The sequence below is a fragment of the Bacillus sp. FSL K6-6038 genome (assembly GCF_038050455.1).
Taxonomy (GTDB): domain Bacteria; phylum Bacillota; class Bacilli; order Bacillales; family Bacillaceae_G; genus Bacillus_A; species Bacillus_A pseudomycoides.
Genome location: NZ_JBBOUH010000001.1, coordinates 1440129 through 1454351 on the forward strand (window position 1 = coordinate 1440129; position 14223 = coordinate 1454351).

The following is a 14223-nucleotide window of genomic DNA, read 5'->3' on the forward strand; positions in this document are numbered from 1 at the left end:
GTTAAGCAGTTTAAAGGAGGAGTAACAAAATGTTTTCCATTGCTCATGATAAAATTAGACCTATTGTTTCCATATCGATCGATCAATCTGAACAGGAATGGAATATAGACGCTGAAAATATGAAAGAATCTTTTCTGTTTTTAAAAAGAGAAGATCAATTATCTGCATACGTCCATGTTAAGGAGCTGCTATCAAGAAGTGAGCGCTTAACGACTAAAATGTTACTTTCAAATGCTGTTTCATTAGATACAATATGTCATCTTAGCAAAAATATTTCCTTAACAGCTCTCTTTCAAATTATTGGGGCACCTATTGCCATAGTGAAAAATGAAAGAGGAGAGTTAACGGGATACATAAGAAGAGAAGATGTTTTTGCAGAACTATTTAAACAAGAAAATAAAAGTGTGGATCTACTGAAAATTATTTTAACTTCTATTCCAATGGGGATTTTTGTAGTAGACCGTGAAAAGAAAATTGTAAATTGTAATGAATCTGGTTTGAAGATGATTAAATCTACTCTTGAAAAAGTAATGAATGCACCAGCAGAACAGATTTTTAATGGGGAACATATTAACAATGTATTTGCAACAGGAAAAACGATTTTAAATCAATTACAAATAACAAATGAGATGGGAGTATTAGTTGACTACAGTCCTATACCAAGCTTCGATCAAAGAATCGAAGGAATGGTCATTATTGTGCAAGATTTACCGATGGTTGAGGATATGGCTATGGAAATTGAATATATAAAGGATTTAAATAAAGACTTACATGCAATTTTATCTAGCATTTATGATGAAATATTAGTAGTTAATCATAAAGGGGAATTAATCCGTTATAGTGAAACCGTTATCAATGATTTTTGGGGAAGAGATTTGAAGGATCTTTTAGGAAAAAATTTGTTAGACTTAGAGAAAAAAGGGTTATTTAGTCCATCAGTTACACGATTAGTGTTGGAACAACAAAAAAAGGTATCGATTGTACAAGAGACAAAAAAAGGTAGAAAGATATTAGCCGTTGGAAATCCTGTGTTTAATGAAAATGGAGAGCTTCATCGTATTATTATTGCCTCAAGAGATATTACAGAAGCAACGCGATTAAAGACGGAATTGCATGAGATAAAAAAGATATCCGAACAATATAAGAAAGAGTTGGACAGCTTTAAAAATAAAGATCGCTTTCTTAAGAAACTTATTTATTGTAGTCCGAAAATGGAGCAAATTATTACTCAAGCAAAAAAAATAGCTGATTTTTCTTCAAATGTTCTTATTTCTGGAGAATCAGGTGTTGGGAAAGAAGTGATTGCACAAGCGATTCATCAACTTGGAAACAGATCTTCAAAGCCATTTTTAAAATTAAATTGCGGTGCGATTCCAGAGACATTGTTAGAAAGTGAACTGTTCGGCTATACGAAAGGTGCTTTTACTGGTGCTGATAAAAATGGAAAAGAAGGGTATTTTAAGCGGGCGGATCAAGGGATTTTATTTTTGGATGAGATTGGAGAAATGCCTTTACATCTGCAAGTAAAATTACTCAGAGTATTGCAAGAACAAGAGGTAATTCCAATTGGAAGCACAATACCTACGAAAATCAATGTTCAAATTATTGCCGCGACGAATAAACGTCTTGAAAAAATGGTGGAAGCGGGCACGTTCCGGGAAGATTTATTTTATCGCTTAAATGTCATCCCACTGCAAGTTCCACCGCTTAGAGAACGAATGGAAGATGTTCCACTACTCGCGTTTCATTTTTTACAAGAGTTAAATGAAAAATATAATAAAAACTATCATTTAACTCCTGATGCACTAAATTTACTAGAGTTTTATTCATGGCCAGGAAATGTAAGAGAATTACAGAATATGATTGAACGTTTAGTAGTATCGGCAGATGATTCAGTCATTGATGCTGAATTTGTTAGTAAATTCCTTAATCCTGGATATGATTTTAAAAAATCAAAGCCAGTGATTACAAGAGTTTTGCCACTACAAGAAGCATTGCATTCTGTAGAAGAACAATTAATTTTACTTGCAATGAAGCAGTATAAAACGACAACAAAGGCAGCAAAGGCTCTTGGGATAAGCCAGTCTTCTGTTAGTCGTAAATATCAAAAAATCATGAATGAAAAGGAAATAGCAATTGATACAATTTCGTATTTTTAAAGGAGAAAGGGGGAGTCTACATAGACTGCCCCTTCTCTTTGTTGTAATTATGCGAAATGTAATAATCTATGCAAAAATGCATAACTTTGTATAGGTTATTTAAAGAAATCGTCAGTTTTTGTATGATTGCTTCGTATTTCAAATGTTGGCACAATTATTGCTTATATAATATATGAATGATTGACAAAGGGGGGCTATATACAGTGCTAGATTTAAAAATGTATCTAAACGGTGAATGGAGAGATTCTAGTAATCAAGAGAAAAGACCGATTATTAACCCTGCGAATGGCAAGGTTATCGCATATGCACCTGAAGGAACGATCGAGGATGCGAAATACGCGATTGAAGTGGCAAGAGCTACTTTTGATAGCGGAATTTGGTCAGAAACTTCTGCTGCGGAAAGAGCATCTTATTTATTTAAAATAGCAGATGAAATTGATAAAAATTTGAAAGAACTTGCGCGTCTTGAAACAATGGATAATGGAAAAACATATCGAGAGGCAGAAGGAGATATTGGAGATGCGGCAGCTTGTTTCCGCTATTATGCTGGGTTGATTACAAAGCCAGACGGACAAACGTATCATGTAGCTGATCCGATGCAAGCTATGGTAGTGAGAGAGCCAGTTGGTGTTTGTGGTTTAATAGTTCCTTGGAATTATCCGTTACTAATGAGTGTTTGGAAAATTGCACCTGCTTTAGCAGCTGGAAACACAATTGTATTTAAGCCTTCTGAGGTTACACCAATCACTGTAATGAAATTATTCGAAATAATGGAAAAAGTAGAATTACCAAAAGGTGTTGCCAATATGGTAATGGGCGCCGGGCCAATAGTAGGAAATGAGATTGCAGCAAGTAATAAAGTTGATATGATCTCCTTTACGGGCGGAACAAAAACAGGAAAGCACATTATGAGAACAGCGGCAGATAATATGAAAAAGATTTCGCTAGAACTAGGCGGGAAATCTCCAAATATTATTTTTGCAGATGCAGATTTTGAAACAGCTGTTGATTATGCTCTGTTTGGTATTTATGCAGGTGCTGGACAAGTATGTTCAGCAGGATCAAGAATTCTTGTAGAAGAAAGCGTTTACGATAGATTTGTTAATCGTTTCGTAGAACGAGCAAAGCAAATTAATGTTGGACCTGGTGATAACCCAGAATCAGAGATGGGGCCACTTGTAAGTCAGGAGCATATGGAAAAAGTATTACGCTATATAGAGATTGGAAAAGATGAAGGAGCAGAAATTGTTTGCGGAGGAAAGCGTATACTGGCGGATGGGAAAGGTGATGGCTTCTTTATTGAACCAACGGTCTTTGTCAATGTAAAACCTGATATGCGTATTGTGCAGGAAGAAATTTTTGGTCCTGTTGTAGTTATCCAAAAATTTAAGGATGAACAGGAAGCAATTGAACTAGCAAACGGTACAGATTACGGCTTAGCTGGAGGTGTATTTACAGTTGATGGTGCTAAAGCGATGCGTGTAATCCGCAAGCTTCGTGCAGGAATTACGTGGATTAATAGTTACCACCCAACATACAACGAGGCGCCTTGGGGCGGATATAAACAAAGTGGTATCGGTCGTAGCTTAGGAACGTTTGGTTTAGAGGAATTCCAAGAAATTAAGCAGATTAATATAAATCTAGAAGTAGAACCAATTGGTTGGTTTGCAAATAAAAAGACTGTAGAGGTGAAATAGATGGAAACGAATGTGAAAAGTAAATCTAATGAACAAGATGTGAAGAATACGAGTGTAAATGATTATATTACAAAAGTACTGCAACTAATTGAAAAAGAGAAAGTTTCTGCAGAAGAGGCGAACTGGATCCAAAAAGAAACAGTAGATGGATTTAGAGAACACGTAAATCCTGGCTTCCTCGCATATAGAAAAACAGTAACAAAAGATGGGCAATTTGCAGCAGTAGAATGGTCTGATGAAGGATCTTGCTTCATGGATATCAATGGGAAAAAATATATTGATTGTTTAGGTGGATTCGGGATTTATAATGTTGGACACCGTAATCCGAAAGTTGTAAAAGCTGTAACGGATCAATTAAAGCGTCAAGCATTGCATAGTCAGGATTTACTAGATCCACTTCGTGCGATTCTTGCAAAAATTTTAGCGGATATTACACCTGGTGATTTGAAATATGCTTTCTTTACAAATAGTGGGACGGAAAGTGTGGAGGCAGCATTAAAACTAGCAAAAATGTACAGTGAACGAACAACTTTTATTTCCACAACACGTGCTTTCCACGGTAAGAGTCTTGGTTCTTTATCTGGAACAGCAAAAGGAATGTTCCGTAAACCATTCTTACCATTAATTCCAGGCTTCCGTCACGTCCCATTTGGTGATATTGATATGATGAGAAAAACATTTGAAACATGCGCGTTAGTTGGAGAAGATGTTGCAGCTGTTATTTTAGAACCAATCCAAGGAGAGGGCGGTATTATTTTACCTCCAGAAAATTATTTGAAACAAGTGAGAGAGCTTTGTGATGAATTCGGATCACTACTTATTTTTGATGAAGTACAAACAGGAATGGGACGCACTGGGAAAATGTTTGCTGCAGAATTATATGATGTTGTACCGGATATTATTTGTCTTGCAAAGGCATTTGGCGGGGGCGTAATGCCAGCGGGTGCAATTGTTGCTAAAGAAAAAGTATTCAAAAGCTGGTTTGAAAATCCATTCATGCATACAACAACGTTTGGTGGAAATCCACTTGCATGTGCTGCTGCAATTGCAACAATCCATGTATTATTGGAAGATAAATTACCAGAACGAGCTGCGGAAGTTGGGGAGTATTTCTTAAAAGGGTTGAAAAAGGCAGCGGAAGGACATGAAGACAAAGTATTTGAAATCCGTGGCCAAGGTTTAATGATTGGGATTGAATTCCATAAGGATGAAATTGGTTATGAAGTATCGAAGGCGATGTTTGATCAAGGAATTCTTGTTGCAGGAACGTTAATTAATTCGAAAACAATTCGTATTGAGCCATCGCTTACAATTAGTTATGAAGAAGTAGATACAGTAATCAATGCATTTAAATCAGTGTTGGCACAAGTAAAAGTACAATAATTTTTTACACAATAGCTTGTAAATACAAACCAGTAAAACCAACATGTCTCCTTTTTTTCTCATTGGTTTTGCTGGTTTTTACTATAGGAGGAGAAGGAGTTGGAGGGAGCACTACAAGGGATTACAATTATTGATTTATCTCGGGTTCTTGCCGGTCCTTTTTGTACAATGATTCTCGGTGATTTAGGAGCTGAGGTAATTAAAGTTGAGAATATAGGAAATGGTGATGATACAAGAGGATGGGGACCGCCTTTTGTAGAAGGAGAAAGTGCTTATTTTCTTTGTGCGAATCGCAATAAAGAGTCGCTTACATTAAATTTAAAATCAGAAATGGGAAAGGATATTTTGAAAAAGCTTGTTTCTCATGCTGATATCGTTGTGCAAAATTTCAAGCCTGGGACACTTGAAAGAATGGGACTTGGTTATGATGTGTTACAAGAAGTGAAGGGAGACATTATTCTAGCTTCTATTAGTGGGTTTGGTCAAAAGGGTCCTGCTTCACATCTTCCTGGCTATGATTATATGATTCAAGCAATGAGTGGGCTTATGAGTATAACAGGAGGAAAGGATGAAGAGCCTGCAAAAGTAGGGGTTGCAATTTCAGATGTTCTCACAGGTCTTTTTACGTGTATCGGGATTTTAGCGGCTCTGCAGCACCGAAATAGAACGGGAGAAGGGCAAGAAATTGATATTTCTTTATTGGATTCCCAATTAGCAGCATTAGTAAATGTAGCGAGCAATTATTTATGTACAGGTGAATTACCAGAGAGACTTGGCAATCAGCATCCGAATATTGTTCCATATCAAGTATTTGAAGCGGAGGATGGTGATCTTGTTGTTGCGGTCGGAAACGATGAGCAGTTTCATAAGTTTTGTTTGTTGCTAGGTAGACAAGAGTTATCCAGCTTAGAACGTTATAAAACAAATGCAAGTCGCCTTCAGCATAAAGATGAGCTCGTCAATATGATTGCTATTGAAATGAAGAAGAAAAAGAAAGAGGAATGGAAACAACTTTTGGATGAAGCAGGAATTCCAAATGGACCAATTCTTAATGTGAAAGAAGCGCTAGAAACAGAGCAAGCCGTGGCGAGAGATATGACGGTTCATATGAAACATCCAACAATTGAAAATCTTAAACTTGTAGGTTCACCATTAAAGCTTTCAAGGACACCAGTACAGATGCAAAAATATCCACCACTCCACGGGGAACATACAGAAAAGATTTTGCGAAAATTAGGGTATTCTCAGGAAATCATTACGAGAATGACAAAAAATCAATGGATATAAGGAGGCAGTACAAATGAATTTTTCGTTAACAGAAGAACAACAAAGTGTTAGAAAAGTAGTGAGGTCCTTTGTAGATAATGAAATTATTCCATATATTAAAGAATGGGATGAAAAAGGACATTTTGAACAAAAAATCTTGAAGCGTTTAGCAGAACTGCAATTTATGGGCGTTTGTATCCCAGAACAATATGGCGGCGTGGGTATGGATTATAATACGCTGGCTATTGTTTGTGAAGAATTAGAACGCGGTGACACAGCTTTCCGTACAGCTGTATCTGTACATACAGGTCTAAATAGTATGACACTTCTGCAATGGGGAACAGAAGAACAAAAACAAAAGTACCTTGTTTCACAAGCGAAAGGTGAAAAAATTGGGGCTTTCGGTTTAACAGAACCAAATGCAGGATCAGATGTTGTTGCGATGCAAACGACTGCGGTAAAACAAGGCGATTATTACGTCTTAAATGGATCAAAAACGTGGATTTCGTTATGTGATGTGGCAGATCACTTTTTAATATTCGCGAAAACAAATTCGGAATTAAAGCACCGCGGTATTTCTTGTTTTATCGTAGAACGAACATTTCCTGGAGTATCGACAAAAGCGATAAAAGGAAAGCTTGGCATTCGAGCTGGCAACACAGGTGAAGTATTTTTAGATGAAGTAAAAGTACCAGCGGAAAACCTTCTTGGAGAAGAAGGTGAAGGGTTTAAAATTGCAATGGCTTCATTAGATAATGGACGTTTCACAGTAGCAGCAGGTGCGTGCGGACTGATTCAAGCAAGTTTGGAGGCAAGTGTAAAGTATTGTGAAGAGAGAAAAACATTTGGGAAAGAAATTGGGAAACATCAGCTTGTGCAGCAAATGATTGCGAAAATGTCTGCAAACCTTGAAATATCACGTTTATTGGTTTATAAAGCTGGGTGGTTAAAAAATGAAGGGAAACGTAATACACGTGAAACTTCTTTAGCAAAATGGATCGCTTGTGACGCTGCATTTGAAGCGGCAAATGATGCAGTGCAGGTGCACGGGGCATATGGATATTCAAATGAATTTCCAGTAGAACGATATTTGCGAAATGCAAAAGCTCCAGTTATTTACGAAGGAACACGTGAGATTCATACTATTATGCAGGCAGAATACGCACTGGGTTATCGCTCTGATAAGGAACTCCGTAATATGTTACCGAAGTGGCCTTTTGAAGAAAGTGAAGCAGAAATGGTAACGAAATAAAATAGGAAGGTAGTGCAACGAAGGTTGCACTACCTTTTTTTGTTATATTTTTAACTTACAAGTATTTACATCCCTTTTGTCTTAGTGTACTATTTAACTAGTACACTAAGACAAAAGGAGGGGGGAAATGAAAATTGAGTTTTCTCCTAACATACCGATTTATATTCAGATGATGGAATACATAAAAAAGGAAATTGTAACAGGTCATTTATTACCTGGTGACAAAATTCCCTCTGTACGTGAATTAGCGAGTGAGTTACAAGTCAATCCAAATACAATTCAGCGTACATTTCAAGAACTAGAGAGAGAAGGTATCGTTGTAACACGCAGAGGGATGGGGAGATATGTAACGAGCGAAGGGGAGAAAATTATGGAGCTGCGCAAAGATATGGCAAAAGAGTTGCTTCATTCTTTTATAAACGGAATGGACAATTTAGGTTTTACAGAAGAGGAAATTCTCTCAATCCTTCGTTCCTCATTGGAAGAGAAAAGGGAGGAGAGCTGATGACAGAGCTATTAAAAATAGAGAACTTATGGAAGCGATATGGTTTAAAAGCAGTGATTCGTGAGCTAAACATAGAGATTACAGAAGGAAAAATCGTTGGTCTTGTTGGAGATAACGGTAGTGGAAAAACAACATTATTGAAAATGATCTCAGGTTTGCAGCACCCTTCGGAAGGAAATATCACAATAGCAGGTGAGAAAGTAGGTTTAGAAACAAAAAAGATTGTTTCATTTATGCCTGATAGACCAGTATTTGATGAATGGATGACTGTAAAAGAGGCTTTATTTTTCTATAGAGACTTTTATCAAGATTTTGATATTCAAAAGGCGGTTGATACGATAGCTGAATTTAAAATACCGCTAGAAGAAAAAATTACAGTACTGTCAAAAGGAATGGTTGAAAAGCTACAGCTGATTTTAACATTTTCGAGAAAAGCAAAACTTTATATATTAGATGAACCACTTGGCGGAATCGACCCTGTTTCACGGGAGCATGTGCTAGAACTTATATTACAATTTTATCGTGAAGATTGTACTATCATCATTTCGACCCATTTAATTGGCGAAATTGAAAACATTTTTGATGAGGTTATCTTTTTGAAGGATGGTGAGATTGTACTGCATGAGAATGTAGAAGAGCTTCGTTTTCAGAGGGGAAAAGCTGTAAATGAGTTGTTTAAGGAGGTGTTCAGGAAATGAGTTCACTTCTTCGATATTTATATAATTGTAATAAAAAGAAGGTATGGATAATTTATTTTGGATTTATTACTATTTCATTAATTTTATTATTTAATATGAAGGGGTCCTCAGGGATAAGGGTTTCAAATAGACAAGATATAGCATTAATCATATTTATATTCTTATTTTGTATGACTGCATTTTCTATCTTCTTATTGGCGATCTCTTCTTTCAGAAAAATAGTAAGAGGGTCTATGATTCAATATGTTGCCATCACATCAAAGAAATATATATATGCGAATTTATTATTTTTTATAATAATGTTTACTCTATTGTCGTTAATAGGAATTGCTTTTTTACATCTTCTTTCTATCAATATATATGAGAATAAAGCAAATGGAGGGGTACAACAAGCCATTAATAGGTTATACAATTATGGGCTTTTACACCATTTGTTCTCTATCTTCTTATGGATTATAGATTTAGTGAGTACATTAGTTTCTCTGTATTTCATAATCATAGTTGTAAAACTATTTAATGTGAAATCCTCATTAAATAAAATGTTATTTATAATTTTCTTTGTTGTTTTCGGTGGAATCCAGTTTGTTATAACTAATATGCTAGACAAAATAAATATATATGTATTTTCGATAAAAAATGTTGGAGTTATAGATAAAAATGGTTTTTTCGAAACATCTTTTTATTTTAATGATGCTTCAAATATTTCTTATTTAATTTTTAGTTTATTATTAACTTTTTTATTGATGGTAATAACAAGTCATATCATCGACAAAAAACTAGAAGTCTAAAGGAGGAACAATCATTGGGAAACGTAGTAGTGAAATTAGAAAACGTCCATAAAAAAATAGGGAAAAATGAAATTATTCGTGGTCTTTCATTTGAGGTTCGTGAAGGGGAAGTATATGGATTTCTTGGACCGAATGGAAGCGGGAAAACGACGACAATTCGGATGATGACTGGTCTGATTTCAATGACAAAAGGCGATATTACAATTTGTGGTCATAGCATTCGGACAGAACGTGAGAAGGCGTTAGAACAAATTGGGGCGATTGTCGAGAATCCGGAACTCTATGACTATATGACAGGAATGCAAAATTTAAAGCATTTTGCAAATATGGCAGTTAAGCCGATTAGTAAAGAACGAATTACTGAAATTGTAAAACTTGTAGAATTAGAACAGGCTATCCATAAGAAAGTGAAAACATATTCACTTGGAATGAAACAACGTCTGGGGATTGCGCAAGCGCTTCTGCATAACCCGAAAATTTTAATTTTAGATGAACCGACGAACGGATTAGATCCGGCTGGTATTCGTCAAATTCGTGATTATTTACAACGATTAGCGAAAGAGGAAAACATTGCGGTTATCGTATCAAGTCATTTATTAAGCGAAATTGAACTTATGTGTGATCGTGTAGTTATTATTAAGCAAGGTCAGTTTGTGCAAGAGTATAACTTACATGAGCAAGCAAAGCATGGTGAAACGGTTGTAGTGGCATTTGAGGTAGATCAAATTCAGAAAGCGAATGAAATTATTAAAGGTAAGGCACAAGGGAGCGTAGTTGAGACATCTGTAGCGAAAGAAAAGATTCCGCAAATTGTAAAACAACTTGTGCATGCTGATGTACTTGTATATGGCGTTACAGTACAAAATAAAACGTTAGAAGATGAGTTCTTAGCGATTACAGGGGGAGTGAGAGCGTAATGTTTAAATTAATTCAAAATGAATTGCTAAAATTACATGCAAAAAAAGGTATGTATATTTTAATAGGTGTAATTGCTGCATTAGAAATTTTAGGTGTCCTCGCAATATTAAAATGGGGTGAAGCTAAAGATTTTAATGGAACATATTTAGATTTTACGAAGTCAGATATTAGTTTAGTTATTTTATTTGCAACAATTTTCGGTATTACGATTGCTTCTCGTACGATTACAGAGGAGTTTCAAAAAGGAACGATTAAGCAATTATTAATTCGTCCGAGAAAAAGAATTATGATTTTATTTTCTAAATACATTTCTGTATTACTAACAATGTTATTTGTTGTCTTTGCTGGTATGTTAATTGTAATGATTATCGGTGCAATTGCAATGGACGGAGGGAAAACAGATTTAACGTTAAGCATATTGCTTAAATCAATCTCATATCAACTTCTTGCACCGTTCTTCTTTGCAACACTTGCCTTTTTCTTGGCAAATGTATTTAGAAAATCTGTGTTGCCATTAATTATTACATTGTTCCTATTTTTCCTACAAGGGCCAATTAAGATGGCACTTATGATGTTTGGAAAAGGTACTGTGAAATTTGTTGTGTTTTTCCATTTGAACTTAAGTATGTACGACAGCAACAAATTAATTAGTGGCGGCGCTGAACCACCATTTACAGAATTTAATTTCACAACATCTTTACTGCTAGTACTTGCTTATTTTGTAGTATTACTCGTTGCATCAAGTACATTATTCCAAAAGCGTGATGTACTATAATAGAAAAATCCCCGCTCGCGGGGATTTTTCTTAACCAACTTTTTCTTCTGTTTTTTCACGATCCCAGCATTCTGTATTTTCTAAACCAGGAATGCTGTCGGCGTAGAAGACAGGATCTTTTCCAGCCTCTTTTTGCTTCATATAATCTTTTAATGCTGCAAATGCGTATTTGCTTAAGAATATGATTGTAACTAAGTTGAAGATTGCCATAACGCCCATAAATAGGTCGGCTAAATCCCAAACAACTTGAATGGTTGCAACAGAACCTAGGAATACCATACCAATTACAGCGATGCGGTAAATCATAAGTGTTGTTTTGCTTCCTTTTAAGAACTCGATATTTGTTTCACCATAATAGTAATTTCCGATTAGAGAACTGAAAGCAAACAAGAAGATTGCTACAGCGACAAAGATTGGAGCCCAAGGACCAATATGTGCTTTTAACGCTTCTTGTGTTAACTGAATACCGTTTAAATCTGTTCCAGTATGAACGTCTGATAAAAGGATAATAAAAGCAGTACAACTGCATATTAATAATGTATCTGTAAAGACACCAAGTGTTTGAATAAAACCTTGTTTAACAGGGTGTGTTACGTTAGCAGTCGCAGCTGCGTTTGGTGCACTACCCATACCAGCTTCATTGGAGAATAAACCACGTTTGACACCAAGTAAAACAGCTGCACCAAAGCTACCGCCCGCGATTTCTTTTATGCCAAATGCGTGTGCTAAAATTTCTTTTATCATTTCTGGAATCAATGTAATATTTGTCACGACAACAAATAGTGCAACTGCAACATAAATGATTGCCATAACTGGTACAATCATTTCTACAACACGTGCGATTCGCTTTACGCCACCAAAAATAATAACAGATAATAGGGCAGCTAATGAAACTCCAACTATTTTTGGATCGATATGAAAAGCACCATCGAATGCAGATGTTACGGTATTTGCTTGTACAGCGTTAAAGACTAAACCGAAACTAACTGTGATTAAAACGGAGAAAATCATACCCATCCAGCGTTTGTTTAAACCTTTTTCCATGTAGTATGCTGGTCCACCACGGAATGTTTTACCGTCTTTAATTTTATAAATTTGTGCAAGTGTACTTTCAACGAAAGCAGATGCGCCGCCAATCATAGCGATAAGCCACATCCAAAAGACAGCACCTGGTCCACCCGTAGAAATAGCAATTGCTACACCAGCTAAGTTACCTGTTCCAACACGTGATGCTGTACTCATGCAAAACGCTTGGAATGAAGAAACACCATGCTTTTCTTTTTGTGCTTTACGTGTAGAAGGGCTTGCGCCATCGCCTAGCAAACGGATCATTTCACGAATGTGACGGAATTGAACAAATCCAGCTCTTATTGTAAAATAACAACCTACAGTGATTAACAATGTAATTAAAATATAACCCCATAAATATTCGTTTGTTGTTGTAATAAACTTATGAATCGGAGTAATGACATTTTCAAAAAAATCCATGTGCGTAATCCTCCTTATTCCTATCATGATAATGTGTTTTGAAAAAACAGGTATAAAAAGCGACGTTTAACATTATAACAGAAAATCTTGCAAAGAGGAAATTACAAAATAGATTCCTTATTATATATTTTAATAGGTATAGTATTTAAAAGCGAACTGAGAAAAATAGGAAGAATTTTAATGATATTCATATTAAAATATAAATATATCATCTTGGGGGTGTTTTTTATTCAATACGCATTTTCACGTATACGACTTCGTAATTTTTTGGCATGGATGATTTTGGGTATAGTAGTAATGGTGCTACCGCTATCCTTTGCGGGCGCTTCAGAAAATGTCATGGATGTTGCAGTGCAAATTTCGGTGTTTTTTGTATTTCCACTACTATGGTTATATTTAAAAACACGAAAAAATAATGTTATATTTACTAGCTTCTTTGATAAACCATCACGGTTAAACTGGAAGATAATCATAGTTGCAACCGCAATGGGAATGATTTTTGCATTCGGTGTATCTTTTATTCAATTTTACATATTAGCACATCTTGTTCCAGATTTCTTAATGGGTGTATTAAGTGATGATAGTGTAATTGATATGAGTAGCACATATACAAAAATCTTTAGCTTTATTTCAGCATGTATTTTTGCACCTATTATGGAGGAAGTTATCTTTCGAGGTTTCTTTTTACAGCGTATGACGTTTAAGTGGGGGATAAAACGTGCTGTAATTGTGTCCTCTCTTATTTTTGGTTTAGGACATTTTGATGTAGTCGGTGCTTTTGTATTTGGTGTTGTCATGTGTCTTCTTTACATAAAAACGAAAAATATATGGACGAATATTGCTGTTCATGCGTTGAATAATTGTATAGCAACTACCATCCAATTAACGAGTGGTGAAGGAACAGATGATGTCATTTCGATTGCTGAATTACAAGGACAAAGTAATTTATGGATTGGACTCGTTGTAATTCTGATCAGTTTATTATGGTTGGCACCTTTTATTCGTAAAAATTGGCGAACTGTAAAAGAAGTGGGGGTACCACCTCTTCGTTTTATCAATGAAGATAAGGCAGTTGTACCATTACAGCAAAATAAAATGTATAGTCAAGTCATTTTAACGGATCAACTTATGGCTGTAGAGTTGCCAGATGAGGCTGTGAATCAGTTGAGATTAGAAGAGAATGATTATGTAACGGTTGTAGTAGAGAATGAAAAAATTATTATAACAAAGGCAGAACACTGATAAGAGTATAGGAAATGAAAAATAGCAGCTCTCCAATATAAATGAGGAGAGC

The 14223-nt window shown here is 35.6% G+C and carries 12 protein-coding genes; 11 read left to right on the top strand and 1 reads right to left on the bottom strand.

The features are described from left to right. Positions 1-29: 29 nt before the first annotated feature. The 10 genes from NSQ40_RS07285 (at position 30) to NSQ40_RS07330 (ending at position 11441) form a co-directional block, all read left to right on the top strand. Positions 30-2159, top strand: a complete 2130-nt coding sequence (locus NSQ40_RS07285; protein ID WP_003206364.1) for a sigma 54-interacting transcriptional regulator — start codon at positions 30-32, stop codon at positions 2157-2159. A gap of 203 nt (positions 2160-2362) precedes the next feature. Continuing rightward, positions 2363-3856, top strand: coding sequence for an aldehyde dehydrogenase family protein (locus tag NSQ40_RS07290; protein ID WP_033795986.1), 1494 nt, complete (start codon positions 2363-2365; stop codon positions 3854-3856). Next, positions 3857-5239: a putrescine aminotransferase gene (locus NSQ40_RS07295; RefSeq protein ID WP_003196107.1), complete on the top strand. Its 1383-nt coding sequence runs from the start codon at positions 3857-3859 to the stop codon at positions 5237-5239. Positions 5240-5338: 99 nt separating this feature from the next. Further along, positions 5339-6526 carry a CaiB/BaiF CoA transferase family protein gene (locus NSQ40_RS07300; protein ID WP_003206362.1) on the top strand — a complete coding sequence of 396 codons (1188 nt, stop codon included), beginning with the start codon at positions 5339-5341 and terminating at the stop codon, positions 6524-6526. A 13-nt stretch (positions 6527-6539) separates the two neighbouring features. Next, entirely contained in the window at positions 6540-7757 is a 1218-nt protein-coding gene (locus NSQ40_RS07305; RefSeq protein ID WP_003196109.1) for an acyl-CoA dehydrogenase family protein, read from the top strand. A gap of 127 nt (positions 7758-7884) precedes the next feature. After that, positions 7885-8262 (top strand): GntR family transcriptional regulator, encoded by a 378-nt coding sequence (locus tag NSQ40_RS07310; RefSeq protein ID WP_003196110.1) that lies wholly within the window; start codon positions 7885-7887, stop codon positions 8260-8262. Continuing rightward, positions 8262-8960 (top strand): ABC transporter ATP-binding protein, encoded by a 699-nt coding sequence (locus tag NSQ40_RS07315; protein ID WP_003206361.1) that lies wholly within the window; start codon positions 8262-8264, stop codon positions 8958-8960. Before NSQ40_RS07310 ends, NSQ40_RS07315 begins: the two co-directional genes overlap by 1 nt. Further along, positions 8957-9748, top strand: coding sequence for a hypothetical protein (locus NSQ40_RS07320; protein WP_033795985.1), 792 nt, complete (start codon positions 8957-8959; stop codon positions 9746-9748). Before NSQ40_RS07315 ends, NSQ40_RS07320 begins: the two co-directional genes overlap by 4 nt. A 14-nt stretch (positions 9749-9762) precedes the next feature. Next, entirely contained in the window at positions 9763-10665 is a 903-nt protein-coding gene (locus tag NSQ40_RS07325; protein WP_033795984.1) for an ABC transporter ATP-binding protein, read from the top strand. Continuing rightward, positions 10665-11441, top strand: coding sequence for an ABC transporter permease (locus tag NSQ40_RS07330; RefSeq protein WP_003206358.1), 777 nt, complete (start codon positions 10665-10667; stop codon positions 11439-11441). Before NSQ40_RS07325 ends, NSQ40_RS07330 begins: the two co-directional genes overlap by 1 nt. 30 nt (positions 11442-11471) lie before the next feature. Here NSQ40_RS07330 and NSQ40_RS07335 read toward each other — a convergent pair whose 3' ends face one another. Then, a complete protein-coding gene (locus NSQ40_RS07335) occupies positions 11472-12929 on the bottom strand; it encodes an alanine/glycine:cation symporter family protein (protein WP_003206356.1) in 1458 nt (485 codons plus the stop codon). A 228-nt stretch (positions 12930-13157) separates the two neighbouring features. On the opposite strand from NSQ40_RS07335, the gene NSQ40_RS07340 reads away from it, so the two are divergent. Then, a complete protein-coding gene (locus NSQ40_RS07340; RefSeq protein WP_033796977.1) occupies positions 13158-14171 on the top strand; it encodes a CPBP family intramembrane glutamic endopeptidase in 1014 nt (337 codons plus the stop codon). The last annotated feature ends 52 nt before the right edge of the window (positions 14172-14223 follow it).